The sequence below is a fragment of the Ensifer sp. ENS11 genome (genome assembly GCF_014851895.1).
In the GTDB taxonomy this organism is placed as follows: domain Bacteria; phylum Pseudomonadota; class Alphaproteobacteria; order Rhizobiales; family Rhizobiaceae; genus Ensifer; species Ensifer canadensis.
Genome location: NZ_JACVAN010000032.1, coordinates 33,180 through 52,099 on the forward strand (window position 1 = coordinate 33,180; position 18,920 = coordinate 52,099).

Annotated in this window: 16 protein-coding genes and 1 pseudogene; 15 read left to right on the plus strand and 2 right to left on the minus strand. The window is 60.8% G+C overall.

The genetic code is table 11. The features are described from left to right. Positions 1-179 precede the first annotated feature (179 nt). From IB264_RS32615 to IB264_RS32635, 5 genes are read left to right on the plus strand one after another with little or no spacing between them, the layout of a single operon-like run. On the plus strand, positions 180-1,637 hold the full coding sequence (locus IB264_RS32615) for a DUF6212 domain-containing protein (RefSeq protein WP_128090533.1): 1,458 nt from the start codon (positions 180-182) through the stop codon (positions 1,635-1,637). Then, positions 1,627-4,302 carry a glycosyltransferase gene (locus IB264_RS32620; RefSeq protein WP_192435105.1) on the plus strand — a complete coding sequence of 892 codons (2,676 nt, stop codon included), beginning with the start codon at positions 1,627-1,629 and terminating at the stop codon, positions 4,300-4,302. The genes IB264_RS32615 and IB264_RS32620 overlap by 11 nt, the downstream gene beginning before the upstream one ends. Positions 4,303-4,338: 36 nt before the next feature. Beyond that, positions 4,339-5,517 (plus strand): polysaccharide pyruvyl transferase family protein, encoded by a 1,179-nt coding sequence (locus IB264_RS32625; RefSeq protein ID WP_057217255.1) that lies wholly within the window; start codon positions 4,339-4,341, stop codon positions 5,515-5,517. Between the two features lie 42 nt (positions 5,518-5,559). Further along, positions 5,560-6,732, plus strand: a complete 1,173-nt coding sequence (locus IB264_RS32630; protein ID WP_057217254.1) for a polysaccharide pyruvyl transferase family protein — start codon at positions 5,560-5,562, stop codon at positions 6,730-6,732. A 4-nt stretch (positions 6,733-6,736) separates the two neighbouring features. After that, positions 6,737-7,846 (plus strand): glycoside hydrolase, encoded by a 1,110-nt coding sequence (locus IB264_RS32635; RefSeq protein WP_041692985.1) that lies wholly within the window; start codon positions 6,737-6,739, stop codon positions 7,844-7,846. A gap of 183 nt (positions 7,847-8,029) precedes the next feature. Here the strand turns inward: IB264_RS32635 and IB264_RS32640 are convergent, their stop codons facing one another. Both IB264_RS32640 and yghU read right to left on the minus strand, forming a co-directional pair. Then, positions 8,030-8,407 carry a hypothetical protein gene (locus IB264_RS32640; protein WP_192435106.1) on the minus strand — a complete coding sequence of 126 codons (378 nt, stop codon included), beginning with the start codon at positions 8,405-8,407 and terminating at the stop codon, positions 8,030-8,032. Positions 8,408-8,417: 10 nt separating this feature from the next. Beyond that, entirely contained in the window at positions 8,418-9,332 is a 915-nt protein-coding gene (yghU, locus tag IB264_RS32645; protein ID WP_192435107.1) for a glutathione-dependent disulfide-bond oxidoreductase, read from the minus strand. Between the two features lie 410 nt (positions 9,333-9,742). On the opposite strand from yghU, the gene IB264_RS32650 reads away from it, so the two are divergent. The 10 genes and pseudogenes from IB264_RS32650 to IB264_RS32695 form a co-directional block, all read left to right on the plus strand. Further along, complete coding sequence (locus IB264_RS32650; RefSeq protein ID WP_025431404.1) at positions 9,743-10,852, plus strand: extracellular solute-binding protein; 1,110 nt, start codon at positions 9,743-9,745, stop codon at positions 10,850-10,852. A 160-nt stretch (positions 10,853-11,012) separates the two neighbouring features. Next, positions 11,013-11,999 (plus strand): ABC transporter permease, encoded by a 987-nt coding sequence (locus tag IB264_RS32655; RefSeq protein WP_025431403.1) that lies wholly within the window; start codon positions 11,013-11,015, stop codon positions 11,997-11,999. After that, on the plus strand, positions 11,999-12,793 hold the full coding sequence (locus tag IB264_RS32660) for an ABC transporter permease (RefSeq protein WP_025431402.1): 795 nt from the start codon (positions 11,999-12,001) through the stop codon (positions 12,791-12,793). The genes IB264_RS32655 and IB264_RS32660 overlap by 1 nt, the downstream gene beginning before the upstream one ends. Further along, complete coding sequence (locus IB264_RS32665) at positions 12,793-13,878, plus strand: ABC transporter ATP-binding protein (protein ID WP_025431401.1); 1,086 nt, start codon at positions 12,793-12,795, stop codon at positions 13,876-13,878. Before IB264_RS32660 ends, IB264_RS32665 begins: the two co-directional genes overlap by 1 nt. A 93-nt stretch (positions 13,879-13,971) precedes the next feature. Beyond that, positions 13,972-15,465 carry an NAD(P)/FAD-dependent oxidoreductase gene (locus IB264_RS32670; RefSeq protein WP_025431400.1) on the plus strand — a complete coding sequence of 498 codons (1,494 nt, stop codon included), beginning with the start codon at positions 13,972-13,974 and terminating at the stop codon, positions 15,463-15,465. 9 nt (positions 15,466-15,474) lie between these two features. Continuing rightward, on the plus strand, positions 15,475-15,975 hold the full coding sequence (locus IB264_RS32675; protein WP_041692984.1) for a CMD domain-containing protein: 501 nt from the start codon (positions 15,475-15,477) through the stop codon (positions 15,973-15,975). Beyond that, positions 15,972-16,547, plus strand: a complete 576-nt coding sequence (locus IB264_RS32680; RefSeq protein WP_192435108.1) for a peroxidase-related enzyme — start codon at positions 15,972-15,974, stop codon at positions 16,545-16,547. The genes IB264_RS32675 and IB264_RS32680 overlap by 4 nt, the downstream gene beginning before the upstream one ends. A 41-nt stretch (positions 16,548-16,588) precedes the next feature. Further along, positions 16,589-17,200, plus strand: a complete 612-nt coding sequence (locus tag IB264_RS32685) for a helix-turn-helix domain-containing protein (RefSeq protein ID WP_025431397.1) — start codon at positions 16,589-16,591, stop codon at positions 17,198-17,200. 45 nt (positions 17,201-17,245) lie between these two features. After that, a pseudogene (locus IB264_RS32690) lies at positions 17,246-18,327 on the plus strand (NAD/NADP octopine/nopaline dehydrogenase family protein). Between the two features lie 174 nt (positions 18,328-18,501). Next, the coding region (locus IB264_RS32695; RefSeq protein ID WP_192435109.1) for an aminotransferase class I/II-fold pyridoxal phosphate-dependent enzyme at positions 18,502-18,920 on the plus strand (419 nt) is incomplete at its 3' end.

The following is an 18,920-nucleotide window of genomic DNA, read 5'->3' on the forward strand; positions in this document are numbered from 1 at the left end:
TTATGTTTATTGTTGGACGCTCTATGTATTTTGCCGTTGTGCACTGCGAAATTCACTGCTACGTAATCAGCGTGATGAATGGCGATCGACAGTATAGCTGTCGTCGGTTCAGAAACTCCATCGATATGCGTTATCGTTTCTTCTGAGGGCGTTACGTGCAAGAAGTAAGACACTCCGCCATGGGGCCTCGGCTCGGTTTGAAAAAGCTGCTTCTGGCATCGGATCGCGATCGGGCGATCTTGCAGGGCAGCAATGTTGCCCATCTGGTGGACTATGTGGAAGCCGACGGTGGTTCCTTCGACACGTTGAAGGATACGTTTCCGATCGCCGCGGTCGCCTTTTCCGACAAGGGAGAGGTGGACCTGAAGAAGGGGCTGGCGCGACTGTCTGCCTTGCGAACGCTGCCGGAGCTGGCGGTCTTGCGTCTTGACCCGGCCAATGTGGCGGAGAGCTCGGCGCTCCTGCGTGCGCTTGCCGAAGACGGCGTAGGTCGGCTCGCCCGATATTCGGCTTCGATCACGTCGGAACTCGCCATGCTGAGGCGTGAGCGCGAAGAGTTGTTCGAAAACTATCGCCTTCTGGAAGACGCCTTCCATGCGCGAAACTGGGAGCCGGTCGCCGAAGTCTTTGGCCATGATCCCTTTGCCGATCCGAAGGACGAGGGTGTAGGGCAGCTGTTGAGCAGCGCGTTCATCGAGCAGCTCCTGCCCGTCTCGAGCCTCGGGGTCGCCGGCTTCGCGCTACATCTGCACTCATTGCCGAAGGGCAGTGGAGAGCTGATCGTCACTTTGAACTACCTGGAAAGTGGCGAAGGCGTGGCGGAATGGAATGTTCCCTATGTCGGCCTGGTTTCCGGCTGGAACTTCTTTTCTCTGCCGCGTGCCTGCGGCGGCGCGGCAAGAACCCTTCGCCTGCGCGTATCTGCAAGCGGCTCCGACGCGCTTGGCCTTTCGCTCGGGCACCACATCGCCAGCGAGCGCTACTCGGCGCGATCGGAACACCCGCATCCTGACCTCGACCTGCGCCCGCTCGCGTTCCGGGTGTTTACGGGGCTGCCCGGGGTCAAGCCCGCCAGCACCGCGAACATGATCGCTCCCACCAGTTTGCTGGAAGGACAATTCACCGTCGACTACAGGCTGGGGATCGAGAAGCTCAGCCAGATCACTGACGTTTCGGTGACCCAGATCGTCCCGGATTTCCAGACGATCCGGTTCCTCGAACACGAACATGCGATCGTCTGCCACCCGCTGCCGACCGGTATCTCAGCCGGGGCGATCAACCGCGCCATCGAGCCTGGCACCGTCTCGTTGTCGGCAAGCGCCATTATCGATCATCCCAAGGGCGCGCCGGCAGCAGTCAGTTTTCTCTTGAGCCCCGCCAGTTCGAACGCGCGCGCGGAAGTCGCCGAGCTCGCGCGCAAGGGTTCGGTGAAACCTTCGACCCTGTTCAGCGGCTGGCGCGAGGTCGGTGCCCAGCAATCCATCAGCATCAGCATGCAGATGGACGAGGCGATCCGCGTGCCAATGGATCTGATCATCCTCAGCCGGGCCGTGGATGAGACCGTCGATTTTTGCTGGCTCAAGTTGTCGAGCTTCCGACTGGTAAAGCAGTCGACGGAGGCCCTGAATGCCAGGTAATCCGGAGGCCGATCTCATCGCCATCGCGATGCCGCTTTACGGTCATGCGGCGCTTGTCCTGGAAGCCATCGAATCCGCTCTTGCGTCCGATCTGAACACATCCAGGCTCGCGATCGTGGTTTCGGTCGATGGCGACCCGTGCCACGAAACGTTCGACCAGCTGTTGCTCTATGCTGCGGTCCATCCGTTCATTCACGTGATATTCGGCCGCAACGCGGGGCCGGGTGGTGCCCGCAACCGCGCCATCGACTTCATTCTCGAGCATCTGCCCGAGGCGCGGGCGGTGTATTTCCTCGATGCCGACAATCGTGTTCTGCCTCGCACCATCGAGACCCTCTATGAAAAGCTCGGCAGCAGTGCTTGTGGCTGGGTCTATACCAACATCGATACGTTCTCCGTGTCGTGGCGCGCGCATTACGGCAATCAATATTCGCGACTGGCGCACTGCATCACGGACAACATTTGCGACACGGGGTCGCTGATTTCCATCGACGTTTTCCGCGCCGGCGTGCGCTTCAGCGACGACCGGCAGAACGGATTTGAAGACTGGGAATTCTGGTTGTCCTGCATCGAGAATGGCTTCGTCGGGGTGCCATGCCACGACACGGTCTTCGAGTATCGGTTGCGCGCCGAAAGCCGTTTCAAGGAAGCCAACCGGGAGCGCGCTACTTCGGTCAGTTACCTCAGAAAACGCCACAAGGCTCTGTATCGCCGCCCGATGCTCGTCGATTTCGAGCATGAGGAAGCGCCGCGCTATCTCTTCGCCCGCACCGAAAATGCGTCGATCTCGCTGTTTACCGATCCGACCAAGGCACCAACCGTGCTTCGGCTGGACGACATCATCCCGGCGTTCTGGGCAAATGTCGGCGAACCCGACAATGCACACTTCCCGCCCTTTCTCGTGGCGGGCAGTGGTTCGGCTTTCGATCTCTTGCTGCGCTCGCGCATGCTTCCAAACATTCTCGCCCACCTGGAGCGGTTGAGCGAAAATACCAACGCGTTGTTCGTTCAACTTGCAAATGACGGCGTGAAGCGCGGGATCGAGGCGGTTGCACTACCGGCAGGTTCGCAGAATGTCGGCCCGGCTGACCTTGTTTTCCTTCCGACGCCGCTGGTCAGAGACGTGATCCAGAACAACGCGCTGGAGTGGTTCGCATCGATCGGCAACCAGCAGATCTGGCCGACGGTGACGCTGCTGAAAGTTCGCTTTCCCTTCCCCAAGAGCCTGTCGCGCCGTTCGCTGATCACGCCGCAGCAGATGATGATCAATTGCATCAATGCCATTGCTTCGAGCCCCTTGCGCCATACGGCGGGCAAACGGTGGACATGGCGACCTTCGCGGCTGGTGCCCTATGGCGAGCTATACAAGGAGCTGCGAAGGGAAGTCGGCGGTTCGCCGGTCCTGCCGCTCGGGCACAGCTCCGGCAAGCGCACTGCGGCTCTGCTGGTGCCGAACGCCTCTTTCGGTGGGGCCGAAAAGGTCATTTATGCTGTCGCGCGCGAGCTGAAGCGAACCGGTTTCGAAACACATCTGTTCGTGCTCGGCAGCGCCAAGATGGATGTCATCGACGAATTCGATGCGAGCTTTGATCACATTCACTTCTGGGATGCCGGCGTTCCTGCATGGGGCGGGTCGGGCTCATTCCTCGGACAGGATTTTATCGCCGACGAGCATGGAGTCGATTGGCAGGCGTTGAAGGGCCAGCTGTCTGGTTTCGATCTGGTGATCAACAACCATGTCATGGCCGTACATCCCCTCATCGCCCGGCTGCGTTCCGAGGGAACGCGCACGGCATGCTATCTTCACGTCGTCGACAACACCGCGTTCAAGCGCCCGGCGGGCCAGCCTTTTGCTGCGATCGCTCACGAACATTGCTACGACGCGTTCCTGACCTGCTCCGAGCAGTTGAAGACCTACCTGCACAGTTTCGGCGTGCCGCACGCAAAGGTCTTTGCCGTCTCCAACAGCGCGGGCTTTACGGTGCCACCGAAAGTCCAGGCAGACGTGATCGCCGCCCGACGGCAGCCGCGCGACGATGCGCGCTTGCACGTACTCTACATGGGGCGACTTGATCGGCAGAAGGGGATCGACAGGCTGGCAGCGACGCTGTCCGAGCTTCGAGCGAGGAATGTTCCATTCGAGGCGCGTGCCGTCGGCGGCGAGATTCTTGCCGACTCGAGCGTCTCATGGACGGAACGATTGAAGGACCTCTCCGTCGACGTCCGTCCACCGGCCTTCGCCAGCAAGGAACTCATCAAGGCACTGTCCTGGGCGGATGTGCTCGTCATGCCGTCCCGTTGGGAAGGTGCGCCGCTCGCCATCGCCGAGGCGCAGCAGCTCGGATGCGTTCCGATTGCCACGGCGGTTGGCGCCGTCGACGAACTCATCATCGACGGCGAAGATGGCGTGCTGATCCATGCGGCGGCCGATCCCGAAGTCGTCAGGTCGATGGCACAGGCCATCGAGGCGGTTGCCCGCAACCCAGACCAACTTGCTCCGCTGATCGAAGGCTGCATCAAGACTGCATCCCGTCGTTCGTGGACATCCTCGTTTTCGCAGTTTCTCGCGTGGTGCGACACCTGGGTCGATAACTCGTCCCAGTCAAGAACGGCCGTCTTTCCAGCGGATCCAGCGGTAGACGCCGGCATCCGGGCGGCCAGTTGAGCCCACGCCGGTATTTCAAGCAGAAAGGTCGATTGCATGCCTGCAAGGATTCTTGTGACCGGTATTCCCGGTCACTACACCCGCCTCGTCAATGGCGCCCACGGTTTGTCCGTCTCCTATGCGGAGCGTCAAAAACAGCCGGAGACGAAAGAGGAGTTTCTGCAGGAGTTGCGCAATATCAGCAACACCGGCAACTACCTCATCGGCGAAGGTGCCCTGCGCGCGCTTTCACCCCACGCCAAGCACGTGCCGTTCTGGCATCTCTATAATTGCGCCAAGAATGGCGTCGGCCTCGACGAATTCAACTCGAACTTCGACATCTGCGTCTTCACTTGCGCCAATCTGCTGCGCAAGGGGCTTTCAGCCGACGCGGAAGCCGATGTGCTCGAGCAGCTCAAGATGCCGATCGTCATGCTCGGCATCGGTCAGCAGAACCGCAAGGACCTGGAGAACAATCTGCCAGAGGGCACGAAACGGCTGCTGGCCATTCTCAAGGAGCGTGAGCACTTCTTCCTGACGCGCGGCTTCGAGACGGAAGGTTTCCTGAAAGATCAAGGCTTTAACTTCGTGCGGCCGACCGGTTGCCCGTCCGTCTATTTCATGCCCGACAACATGCGGAAATCGCTCAGAAAGCTGCCTGAGGTCGATGTCGGCAAGGCGCGCACCATTTTCTCCGGTTACCTTGGCGGCAATCAGGATACGGTCCTGGATGCCAAGGCTCTGCCTGGCGGCGACAGCGTCCCGCAATACGTGGTCCAGGACGAGTTTCTGCACTTCGACATGAGCGTCGAGCCCAATGGGGAGGGGCGCGTCTACGACACGGCGTCGGGCACAATGGTGGGCAACCTCGCCTATCCCGGCGCCGACAGGCTGGGCAAACCATTCCAGGTGCGCACCTTCTTCGACACCAACCAGTGGCGAGCCTGGGCTTCGTCGATGGACTTCAATCTGGGTCGCCGTTTCCACGGCTCGATCATTGCCATGCAGGCGGCCGTACCGAGCCTGATGGTCGCGGTGGACGACCGCATGCGCGAAATGCTCGGCTACACCGGATTGCCTGCAGTCGACATCAACGAGATCGACAGCGCCGAGAACCGCAGCGAATTCGTCGCCGACCATCTGGGGAAGCTCAATGCTTCGGAGCTCGTCGACAGATATTCCGATCGCGAGCGCACATTCCGTTCGACTTTGCGGGAAATCGGCATCGGTCACTAGCAGAACTCGGCATCCTCCCAAGCGCTCGTTCAAAGGACAGTTATGCGTATCTTACTTACAGGGATCCCCTCGTATCTGCAGCGCACGATCGGCTCAGTTGCCGGTATGACGGTGCACCATCGCCCCTATTTCGACGAGGTGACGGCGAAGAAGGACTTCCTCTCCCAGGTCAGGCGAATCGCCAATACCGGCAATTATCTGATCGGCGAGGGTGCTGCACAAAGCCTGCGGGGGCACGATGTCACCTATGTGCCCTTCTGGCACCTGGTCAACAATCGCACCTCGGACGATCTCTACGAGCAGGCCAACCGCGAATTCGATATCTGCGTCTTCGCTTCCGCCAACCTGTTGCGGCCCGGATATTCCGCCGATCTCGAAGCCGAGGTTTTCGCCAAGCTGAAGATGCCCGTGGTGGTGATGGGCATCGGCATCCAGCGCAAGGAAGGTCTCAAGGAGTTGCTGCCGGCAGGCACGCTCAAGTTCCTGGACGTGCTCAGGAACAGGGAAAGCTTCTTCCTGACACGCGGCTATTTTACCGCGGAGTTCCTGAGAGAGCAGGGGATGAAATTCGTCAAGCCGACGGGCTGCCCTTCGCTCTATTTCGCCCCGAACGAAATGGTCCGATCGCTCACGGCACTCGCCAATCCGGCCTTGGCGGACGCGCAGAAGATCGCCTTCGGTGGTTACCTCGGCAGCGTCGCCGACACGATCGTCGACGCGCACGCACTACTGGGGCCGAAGTCCGTTGCCAGCTATGTGGTCCAGGACGAGGTCATCGCCTACAATCTCGATCTGCCGGGTGAGGATACGACCCCGGTTTACGATCGCGCCAGTGGACGTATTACCGGGGCGACGCAGTACAAGCACAAGGAGAAGTGGCAGCGCGAACACGAGCTGATCGCCTTCTTCGACACAAACCAATGGCGAGGCTGGACGACGACCAGAGACATGTGTTTCGGCCGTCGATTCCATGGCTGCATCATCGGCATGCAGGCCGGCGTTCCGGCGCTGATGATCGCGGTCGACGACCGCATGCGCGAAATGCTCGAGTTCATCGGCTTCCCCTATATCGAGGCGGCGACCTGGAATCGCGAGGCCGACAAGCGGACCTATCTTTCGAACTTCCTTTCCAAGATCGACGCAGAGGCGGCCGTCGACCGTTATCGCGCCTGTGAGACCAACTTCAGAAATGTGCTCGGCCAGATTGGGATCTGAGCGCGTGGCATGGAAGGTTGCAGCGCGCAAAGTCCTTCTTTGCGCGCTGATTTCGCTTCTTGTCTTCGAGCCCAGATCGGCGATCGCACAGGATCAAAACCCGGCGGCGATCGTCGGGATCAATAGGGTCAATCTCGCTTGGCAGACACCCGACGAGCAGAGAAAAATCCTTGGTGACATCGCCGCGAGCGGCGCAACCCACGTGCGGCTATCCCTGTCGGCCCCGGTAGACAAGAGCATCGACGCGGTCGAGATCGCTCATGGCCTCGGCTTGGAGATCCTGCTGGAGATTCAGCTCGCGAATCCCGACTACTACGCGGATGAGGTTCGTGCTCGAACCGGCTTCGGTCGTATCTGGGACATTCGCCGCCTCTCCGACCTCGATCCGGCGAAGTACCGCGAAAGCCTCAAGGCGGCATTGCGCAGATTGGACGATGCAGGCGTTACGCTGATGGCCGTCGAGCCCGGTAACGAGATCAATTACAGCGCCTACAATGGCGATCTCGTCGTTTATCGAAAACCCGGTGCCGTCACACCGCGCCGTGTCTCCGACATCCGCAACAGGCAGGCCTTCGAGCGAGGACTGGCAACCTATGTGGAGGTTGCCAGGATTACCCGGCAGGAGCTGAAGGCGACGATCCATAGCCGCGACGCGGTGGTCGTTTCTGCCGGCTTGTCCGACATGAGCGCCGGGGAGGCGGATCATAGGGGCATGGAGCGCCTGGACCCGGAAGAAGTGATCACCCTTCTTAAATTGCGTGGGCTCGATGAGTATGTCGACGCCTATGGCATTCACGTCTATCCGGGACGTAAGGCAGGGCCGAAGCTTGCCGGCTATATCCGCGAACTCCTTCGTTTCTGCGGGGCAGGGGACACAGGCAAGCCCTGCTGGATCACCGAATGGGGCGTGGCGAACTCCGCCCGTTCCTGCCCGCTCGACGACCAGAAGCGCACCGGGGCGGTGGCGGCGATACGATCAGTTTTTAGCGACCTCATGTCGTCAGGGCGATTGGAAGCCGCTTTCTATTATGACTGGGATACCAACGCCGGCTACGGTGTCTGGCGATGCGGCCAGCTCAGTTCTGCCGGTATCAAGGCAATCGCTCCGAACTAGCTGACGGCCCTCAATCGGGGCAGCTTGCGCGTGGGGGCGAGGATGGCCCGCGTCGTGTCGAGGCATTGTCGCCTCCAGGTTCGGAGAGTTTGCCTTCGCCCTACGTTTGGCTCAGGTCGCCATTGATCCCCGTATCTGCTGGTGCGGGCCGCTAACAGGCGCACTGGTCGCGGCCCGTTACCTTCATACCTCGAAGACGTCCTCGAACGATTCCGGGAAGCTCTGGCGAGCGACCTTTTCGTTGATGACGAACAAGGCTTCATAGGACACCGGGTCGAAGTCCTTGTCCACAGCCAAGACCTCGCGGCCGAACAGGAGGTTCAGCCGGGCGGCGTCAAGATTGCCACGTTCGAACGGTTCCGCGCCGAAATGATGCCAAAGGGCGTGGAGGAAGGCCGCGTCGATGCGGTGCGCTCCCGAGCCCGGCCGCGCATGGCGGGGCAACGCCTTGATCGGCGTTGCCCCCTTTGGATTGGCGCGACGGATCACGAACTGGATGCCTGTACCCGGCATGGCGTAGGGAAATCCCCGGTGTTTCGTCATATCAGGCAGCTTGGCCATTCCACTCTCCTTACGCGGTCTCTTTCTGGGCGATCTTATCCTGCGTCTTCGTGTCGAAGTCGGAGGCATCGTGGCGTTCGTGCAATTGTTCCGACGGATCACCGCTCAGGCGGTTGACCATGCGGCCGCGCTTGACTGCCGGACGCGCCGCGATTTCGGCCGTCCAGCGCTGGACGTGCTTGTAGCTCCCTACATCGAGAAAGGTGCCGGCGTCACCATAGGTCTGGTGGAGGGCCAGGCCGCCATACCAGGGCCAGATGGCCATGTCGGCGATAGTGAATTCGGACCCGGCCATGAACCGATTGCCTTCGAGATGGCGGTCGAGCACGTCGAGCTGACGCTTCACTTCCATGGCGTAGCGGTCGATGGCGTATTTGATGTGCATCGGCGCATAGGCATAGAAATGGCCGAAGCCGCCCCCGAGAAAGGGCGCGGAGCCCATCTGCCAGAACAGCCAGTTGAACGTTTCCGTGCGGGCGCGAAGCTCGGTTGGCAGGAAGGCGCCAAACTTTTCGGCGAGATAGAGCAGGATGGAAGCAGATTCGAAAACGCGAACCGGCGCCCCGCCACCCTTCGGCGCGTGGTCCATCATCGCCGGGATCTTGGAATTCGGATTGGCCTCGACGAAGCCGGAACCGAACTGGTCGCCATCGCCGATGCGGATTGGCCAGGCGTCGTATTCCGCGCCTGAATGGCCGGCAGCCAGAAGCTCTTCCAGCATGATCGTGACCTTAACGCCATTGGGTGTGGCGAGCGAATAGAGCTGCAGCGGATGCTTGCCGACGGGCAACGCCTTGTCATGGGTCGGGCCGGCAATCGGGCGGTTGATGCTGGCAAACGCGCCGCCATTGCCCGCTTCCCAGGTCCAGACCTTAGGAAGTGCATAGCCGGCGGGGAAATTATCGGCGGGGGATTTCTCGGTCATGAAAATTCAACCTTGTCTTCTCGGAAACACGTCACTCTGCCGGGTTTGGCATCTCTCGATATAGGAAAGCAATCACTGTTAATCACGACTTTGAGCGACGAAACCAGAGAGACCGTGCTGGGCGGTTTCCGTCAACCGGACCTGTGCGTTTTTTCTCGGGTTCGATTCCACCCCATCATGGTCGATGATCCCAGTAATTTTCCTGCAAAGCTCGCTTGACATTCGTCCATTATACAGGTCAATTCCTGTTTAGCGGATATAAAGTTCGGTATACCGGACGAAGGCGGGGAGGCCTTTTCTACAGATCGCGCAGCGACACCATGTTGCCGGCGGACGAATGCGCCCAGTTGGTGCGTGAACATTCCAGAATACCTGCTCTCACAAGTCAAAACTAAAAAAGGGGGACTTAAATGAGTGAAATTGTATCCATCAATCGTAGAACTGCGCTGAAACTGCTTGGTGCGGGAGGGGCTGTTCTTGCGGCGCCTTACATTATTCGTCCGCGCCCGGCCTGGGCCGACAATGGTGTCCTCAACATCACCACCTATGACAAGTTCCTGCCGCAGGAATTCATCGACAAGTTCCAGAAGGACACCGGTATCGAGGTTCGCATCCGTCTGACCGACGACCAGGGCAAACAGTACAACCTGCTTACCGCCGAGGGTGCTAATCCGTCGACCGATATCGTCACCGTTGCCGGCCACCGCTATTCGCAGTTCATCAGCTCAAAGCTGCTGCAGCCGCTCGACACCGGCAAGATTGCCAACTGGAAGAACCTCAATCCCGCCTATCAGGACGCGCCCTGGGCGCGTGTCGACGGCAATCTGTGGGGTCTGCCAATCCTGGCCGGCTACGAGGGTCTCGCCCGCAACGTCGACTATGTGAAGGAGGCGCCGAGCTGGGAGATCATGTTCGATCCGCAGTTCAAGGGCCAAACCTCCTACATCGTCAGCGATTTCATGACCATCGTCATGCAATATCTCGGCCATGACGGCGACTTCGTCAGCTATGCCGGTAAAGCGGACGTCGCCCAGAAGGCGACCAACGAGGCGCGCGACTTCCTGATCAAGAACAAGGACATGGTTCGCAAGTACTATGATGCCGGGTCTGAAGTGCAGCAGATGTTCATCAACGAGGACATCTATCTGGCCCATTCGTGGTCTGGCCCGGCTGCAAAGCTGATCATCGACGGTCATCCGATCCAGCTGTCAGTGCCGAAGGAAGGCACGTTCGGCTTTTGCTACACACTCAATGTCGTCAATAACGCGCCGAACGCAGCGAATGCGTACAAGCTGCTCGACGCCATCCTGGCGAGCCCGGAAGTAGGTGCTGCAATGACCCGCCAGTCGGGCTACAGCTCGACGATGAACGGCGTCGGCGATCTGCTCAACGAACGCGAAAAGCTCGCCTCGACGCTTCCTCAGGAAGAAGTCGAGCGCATCATCTTCTTCTCGTCGGTCAACCGCGACATGAAGAACGAAATGATCGACCGTGCGACCACAGAGGTCAAGGCGGCCTGATCAGGCGAAGCTTCGCATAGCTTACACCTGTCCCGGAGCGCTTCGGCGATCTCCGGGCCGGTGGCCGGCCTGCTGGCCCCTTCCAGCCAACAACGCGCAATGACTGACCGCCGGCGACGCCGCGCGGCACTGGTCGGGCTGCGCCAACTGAGATCGTCTAATGGTGACTAGCAACACGACAGCCGGATACGGCACGGTGCGCGATGCGGCCGTGCCGAGATATTCCACCGGCATAGCCAAGGTGGTCAACTCCTCGCTTTACCGGAAAACGCTGGGGGCGGCGGTGGAATCGCGGATCGGTCGCATCATCCTTCTGGCCGGTGTGCCGATGATCTGGCTGATCATGCTGCATGTCGGGCCGATCTATCAGATGCTGAAGATCAGCCTCCTGTCCCATTACCCGGTTCAGCCGGGCGTGGAGTCGCGCTTCACCCTCGACAACTATGCGATCTTCTTCCGGGAAGCGATCTATTTCACGCCGCTGATCAAGAGCTTCATCTTTGCCACCGTCGCGACCGCCGCGACCCTGGTCGTTGTCTATCCGGTTGCCTACTACGTCGCCAAGGTCGTCAGGCCGGAGGGCCGCTCCAAGGCGCTGCTGTTGTTGCTCGTGCCGTTCTGGGCGGGCGAACTGATCCGGACGTTTTCGGTGATCATGCTGCTTGCCAACCGCGGCGCCGTCAACGTTCTGCTGCGCGAGATCGGCCTGATCGACCGGCCGATTCCGATGCTTTATACGTCGTTCTCGCTGGGCTTCGGCCTTGTCTACCTGATCTGCCTCTACATGCTGCTGCCGCTTTATTCGGCGATCGAAAAGATCCCGTCGCCGTTGCTGGATGCGGCTGCCGATCTCGGCGCCGGGCCGTTCACGCGCTTCCGCCGGATCATCCTGCCGCTGTCGCGCGATGGCATCGTATCGGGGTGCTGCCTGGTCTTCCTGACATGTATCGGCGTCTTTGCCACCCCCATGCTGCTCGGCGGCCCCAACACCGTGCTGTTTCCCGAAACGATCAGCGGTTTCTTCCATGGTGCCAGCGACAAGTGGCCGGTCGGCGCCGCCTTCGCCCTGATCATGCTGGTGACCGCACTTGTCGCCGCCGCCATCTTCATGCGGCTGGTCGGTGGGCGTAAAAGGAGAGCAATCTAATGCGCAATCTGTTTTCCGATGCCCCGCGCGCATCACTGACCGCGTTCTATTGGGCCTTCATCCTCTATCTGCTTCTGCCGCTCACGCTGATGATGGCCATGAGCTTCAAGGGCGCCAATTTCGTCGCCTTCCCGATCGGGGAGTGGACGTTTGACTGGTACGTCAAGGTGATGCAGGACAAGCAGTTCCTGGAAGCCTGCCTCTATTCCATCATGATCGCGGGAGCGACGACGCTTGCGGCGACAATCCTCGGTGTCTGGATCGCCATGCTGATCGTTGCCGAGGGCGTCCGCGGCCAGGTCATCATCTTCGCGCTCGCCTGTCTGCCGGCGGTCGTCCCGGGCATGATCTCAGCGATCTCACTGCGCATCTTCATCTCGACCATCGACATGCCGACGGGTACGGCGGCCGTCATCCTCGGCCACACCGTGCACGCCGTGCCCTTCGTCGTCGTTATGGCGCTCACCCGCCTGCGCTCGATGCCCGGCAACCTCGTCGATGCGGCACGCGATCTCGGTGCCGACAGCGTCGTTGCCTTCTTCCGCGTGACGCTGCCCTATCTCGGACCGGCGCTGCTCGGTGGCATGATCTTCTGTGTGCTTCTGTCGATCGACGATTTTGTCCGCACCTTCTTCCTTGGCGGCTATCGCCCGACCCTGCCCATGCTGATCTTCGCCAAGGTGCAGGGCGGCATGTCTCCTGAAATCAACGCAATGGCGACGCTTGTCCTCGTGGTTACGGCCGCGGTCGGACTGTACGCCGAACATCTCACCCGCCGCGCGAGGACCCGCTGATGGAACCCGTCGTCCAATTCGACAATGTCAACAAGAGCTACGGCAAACACGTCGCCGTCGACAACCTGAACCTGAGCATCGAGGCTGGCAAGTTCGTCACCTTGCTCGGACCTTCCGGTTGCGGAAAGTCGACGTCGCTTCGCATGCTTGGCGGTTTCGAAACGCCGACATCCGGCCGCATCCTGCTGAGGGGCAAGGACGTCACCAAGGTTCCGCCCAACAAGCGCAACGTTAACATCGTCTTCCAGGACTATGCGCTATTTCCGCATATGACTGTTGCCAAGAACATTGCCTTCGGCCTCGAGCTGAAGGGCCTCGACAACCAGGCGATTCATCGCCGGGTATCGGAACTCCTGGAACTGGTCCAGCTCCAGGACTATGCCAATCGCCTGCCGGCGGAGCTGTCCGGCGGTCAGCGCCAGCGCGTCGCGCTCATGCGCGCCCTTGCGCCGGATCCGGACGTGCTGCTGCTCGATGAGCCGCTTTCCGCACTCGACGCCAAGCTGCGTCAGCAGATGCAGATCGAGCTCAAGGCCATCCAGGAAAAGACCGGCAAGACCTTCATGTTCGTCACCCACGATCAGGAAGAAGCGTTGACCATGTCCGACACGATCGTGGTCATGAACAAGGGCCGGATCGAGCAGATGGGCGATCCCCACACGCTGTACGGCCGCCCCGGCTCGGTCTTCGTCGCCAACTTCATCGGTGAGACCAACCTGTTGCGCAGTACCGTTGTCGGAACCGAAGGCGATGTCGCGGCTCTCAGCTGGAACGGCATCACCATCACGGCAAACCAAGGCGGGCTTTCGCCGAAGGTCGGCGAGCATCTCTACGTGGTCCTGCGCCCGGAGGCGATCCATTGTTCGGCGAGCGAGCCGACCAGCGGAAACCGCATCAAGGGCAAGATCCGTCAACGGGTGTTCAAGGGCAACCACACCTCGCTGATGGTCGAAGTCGGCGCGGGCACCTTGCTCAACACCCTTGTGCATCCAAGCGATGTCGCGCAACTTAACGGCGAGGACATCTGGGTCGGTTGGAAGCCCGAGACGGCGACGGTCATTCCCGACCGGCACGCTCACAACTAATCAACCAACGGCGCGCATCGCATTGGTGCGGGTCCTAAGCAGGCAAGGCGGCCAATGCGAACCCCAAGTTCCATCGGCCGACGGAGGTGAACCATGGCTTATAACGTAGAGACACCGATCCCATCGGCGGCGACGAGCCTGCTGGAGCTGGAACAGCGTGTCCGCGACGATCTTGCCTGCCTGTGCTATCCGCCGGCAAACTGGGTTGTGCCCACCGCCTCTGATGAACAGGTCCATGACGTCGTCGTCATCGGTGGCGGCATGTGCGGCCTGGTGGCCAGTTTCGCTCTGATCGGCGCCGGCATTCAGAATATCCGCATCTTCGATCGCAGCGAAGAGGGCCTCGAAGGGCCCTGGCTGACCTATGCGCGCATGGAGACTCTGCGTTCGCCCAAGCAACTGACCGGCCCGGCATATGGCATGGCCTCGCTCACCTTCCGCGCCTGGCACGTTGCCCAGTTCGGCAATGACGCATGGGCCAAGCTCGACAAGATCCCCCGCCCGATGTGGATGGAGTATCTGCGCTGGTACCGCAAGGTGCTCGATCTGCCGGTCGAAAACGGCGTCGAGGTCAAGGCGATCCAGCCCGAGGGCGCTTTCATGCGGTTGGCGATAACAGGCCAGGGCGCGCGGGAAACGTCGGTGCTTACCCGGAAGGTGGTGATGGCAACCGGCCGCGACGGCATGGGGCATCCCAGCATTCCCGACTTCGTCGGCGATCTGCCGGAGAAATACTGGGCGCATTCCTCCCACGAGATCGACTTTGCTGCCCTCAGCGGCAAGCGGGTCGTGGTTGTCGGGGTCGGCGCCTCGGCGGTCGACAACGCCGCCGAGGCGCTGGAAGCGGGGGCTGCCGAAGTCCGCCATCTCATCCGGCGCAAGGAAATGCCCTGCATCAACAAACTGATGGGTATCGGCTCGTTCGGCTTCACCGCTGCGTTCCCGCAGCTGGGTGACGCCAGGCGGTGGCAGATCATGAACTACTCGCTGCGCACCCAGACGCCGGCGCCGCGTGGGTCGACGATGCGCGTCAGCCGCCATCCCAACGCCTATTTCCATTTTGACGCCGCCGTCGAAAGTGTCGAACTCGACGGCGGCGAAATCGTCATCGAGACGTCGCAAGGCAAGTCGGTCCGCGCGGATTTCCTTATCCTCGGCACCGGCTTTGGGGTCGATCCGCTGGCGCGCAAGGAACTCGACGGCTACGCCGACAAGATCCTTTTGTGGCAGGACCGATTCACGCCGCCTGAAAGCGAGGAGAATGACCAACTCGGCCGGTTCCCCTATCTCGCCGACGATTTCAGTTTCCTCGAGCGCGAACCAGGCCAGGCGCCGTGGCTTGCCAACATCCACAGCTTCAACTCGGGCGCTGCCGCCAGCCTCGGCAAGGTGAGTGGCGACATTCCGGGCATAAGTGAAGGCGCGTCGTGGCTGGTGCGGGAGATCGCCGCCAAGCTCTACTCAGAGAATTTCGACCAATATTGGCAGCGTTTGCTTGACTACGACACGCCCGAATTGCGCGGCGACGAATGGACGGCATCGCCCTTGCCGGACAGCGTAGCGGTCAACGATCGCAAGCAGGCATAGGAGGATCACATGGCTGAAAACGAGGACGTGATTGCCGCGATCGTCGGCATCGAGCCCGGCAGCGCGATGGCCGGCGTGCTATCGGCGCGCGCGGACATCATGGCGCTGACCCAGAAGACACATGACAGTGCGCTGACGCCGGAAAATCCCGGAGGCCTGTCGCATGCCGAGCGCGCAGCACTTGCCTGGCGCATTGCAAAGATCAATGACCATAAAGCCTTCGAGGATCATTTCGAGGCTTTGCTGGAAAAAGCCGGTGCGCCCGACGCCGCTGCCCGGATGGCCGATATCTGGTTCGATGGTGGCAGCGATATCCGTGCCAAGGCGCTGATCCGCCACGTCGACCTGGTGGCGCATGCGCCGAAGCAGGCAACCCGCCGTGACATCGAATTGTTGCAGGAAGCGGGTCTTGCCGATGACGACATCGTGCGGCTTTCAGAACTCGTCGCCTTCGTCAGCTACCAGATCAGGGTTGCCGTCGGCCTGGAGTTGATGAGGGGGCTGGCATGAGCGAGATCGTGCACGACTTGACCACCGATATCCCGGTCTGGAGGCCTTATGTGACCCCGCTCAAGCTGGCGGACGCGAGCGCCGAGCAGCTCGAAGCGCTCAAGGTCACTCCATCCAACACCAAGGTCTCGGACTATGTGCTGGTGCTGGCGCATGATGTCGAAACGCTGACGCACAGAAGCCCGCTCTTCAACGGTGTCATGTATAATAGTGGCGGCCTGTCACGCGCCGAGCGCGAGATCGGCGCCGTCGGTGCTTCCATCGTCAACCGTTGCGTCTACTGTGCGGCGGTTCATGCCAGTCGCTACAACCAGTTGACCAAAAGCACCGATGTGATTGCGTCCATTTTTGCCGATGGCGTCGATGCCGAGATCGACCCGCGGTTGAAGGCGATCTTGAAGTTTGCGGTCAAACTTTCGAAATGCCCGTCCGAAGCAAGCGCCGATGATATGGCGGCGCTGGTGGAGGCTGGTTTAGGTAAGGAGGAAATCCTCGATCTCATCCTGTCCACGTCTCTGTTCGGCTGGGCCAACCGGCTTATGCATACGCTCGGCGAACCGATCAGGGAATGACAGGAGGAGACACTCACTCGATTGGCAAAGAGGGACAAGCCATGGTGTTGGTCAACCCGCCCGAGATCGGGCCGCGCTTGCAGGCATATCGAAAAGAGTTGAATCTGACACTCGCCGAACTGGCTGCAATGTCCGGCGTATCGCGCTCCATGCTGTCGGAGATTGAGCGCGGCAATGCCAACCCGACCTACGGAACGCTGTGGCATCTGACGCGTGCGCTCAAGATCGACCTCAACAGTCTGGTCAGCGGCGCAAGCGAAGAGCGCGGCGGTTCCATCATCGATCTCCAACCGGGAAACCTGACGCCGACCATCCGCAGTGCGGACGGCAGTTGCACGCTGCAGATCCTGTCACCGGCCAGCATGGTGTCGCTGATCGAATGGTATCTGCTGAGTTTTGAGGCTGAAGGGGAACTGGTGAGCGACCCGCATGGGGCAGGCACCGTTGAGCATCTGCACTGCACCAAGGGTGAGATCGTGGTGCGCAGCGCAGACAACACCATGATCGTTCGGGCCGGAGAAACGGCGCGCTATGCCGCCGACGTCCCCCATTCGCTGACAAGCGTCGGTCCTGTCGGGGCGGGGGCATTCCTGGTGGTTGCGTCCGGCGATGTCGGGCCGAACACGCCGAGAACGTCGATACGTCCGAAATAACGATCGGCCAGCGGGCCGAATTCATGAGCAGAAAAGGGAATGATAATGCGGGTAGGAATAGTCGGGGCGGGTTCGATCGCTTTTGGAACGGCGGCGCTTGTTGAGCAGCAGGCCACAAGGTGACCTTGTGGTCTCCATCCGGCGAACGGACGCGTGCCTTGGCCAGCGGCCAGGCGCTGGTTGCGGAAGGCGCGATCAAGGACACCTTCCATCCGGCCGTTGCAACAAGTGCCGAAGATCTCGTCGCCGATGCCGAGGCGCTCGTCATCGCGCTGCCGGCCTATGGTCACAAGACTGTCCTCGATGCGATTGCACCGCACATTACCCCGGGACAGATCGTCATCTTCAGTTCGCACGCCTCGTTTGGCGCGCTGTACCTGTCCCGCCTGCTGGCCGCACGCGGCGTCGTCGTTCCGATCGTTGCCTGGGGCACGACAGCTGTGTCGGGCAGGCAGTTGAGCCCGACCTCGGTCAATGTGAACACGATCCGCAAGCAGGTCGATCTCGCGACGGTGCCGGCATCCGAGAGCGCCAAGGGGCTCTCGATCTGCCAGTCCTTGTTCGGCGACCGTTTCCTCGACCGCGGCAGCCTGATGGCGATCGCGCTTTCCAACCTCAATCCGCAGAACCATATGGGCATCGCGCTCGGCAACATGACCCGCATGGAGCGCGGCGAAAGCTGGAGCCAGGGCCAGAACGTGACGCCGAACGTCGGACGCCTTCTTGAGGATCTCGACCGGGAGCGCATCGCCATCGCCAGCAAGCTCGGACTTGAGGTGCGCAATATCTTTCAGCACTTTCATCTGTCATTCCACGTGCCGATGAGCTCCATCTCCCAGATGAATCAGGAGATGCACGAAGCCGGCAATGGCGGCAGCGGCCCGACCACCGCCGATAGCCGCTACGTGACGGAAGACGTGCCCTTCGGTCTGGTCATGACGGCGAAGATCGGACGTCTCGCAGGCCATCCCGCGGAACTGCACGAGGCGGGCATCCGAATTTTCTCGGCGATGTATGGCCGTGATTTCACTGCGGAGAACGACCTTCTGACGGCCCTTGATCTCGACGCGATGTCGCTGGACGAGCTCAAGGAGCTGTGCCGCAACGGGTTTGCCGCGGCGGCCTGACTTCAGTCCTGATTGCCCGCTTTCACGCGCTCGCGGCAGCCAGCCCGCCGATCGTGCGTGAAGGCCGGGCGATTGTGGCAAACGATCGGGCAACAGCCCGGTCCTCGTTGTTCAATATGGATTTCCCAGTGCTGCGACACGGAAGTGTGTCGCCGGCAAGAGGCTTTACCTGCCATGACCAATGCTTTTCTTTCCCACCTCCGCTCCGAACTCGATGGCTTGAAATCATCCGGTCTCTACAAGTCGGAGCGGGTGATCGTCTCGAAGCAGGCGGGCGAGATCGGGGTTGCCTCGGGCGAGCGGGTGCTGAACTTCTGCGCCAACAACTATCTCGGCCTGGCCGACAATGCGGAACTGACTGAGGCCGGCAAAAAGGCGCTCGATCGTTACGGCTACGGTATGGCGTCGGTACGCTTCATCTGCGGCACGCAGGAAGAGCACAAGCAGCTGGAGGCGCGGATCTCCTCCTTCCTCGGCCTGGAAGACACGATCCTTTATTCCTCCTGTTTCGACGCCAATGGCGGCCTGTTCGAGACGCTGCTGGGCGAAGAGGACGCGATCATCTCCGACGCCTTGAACCACGCCTCGATCAT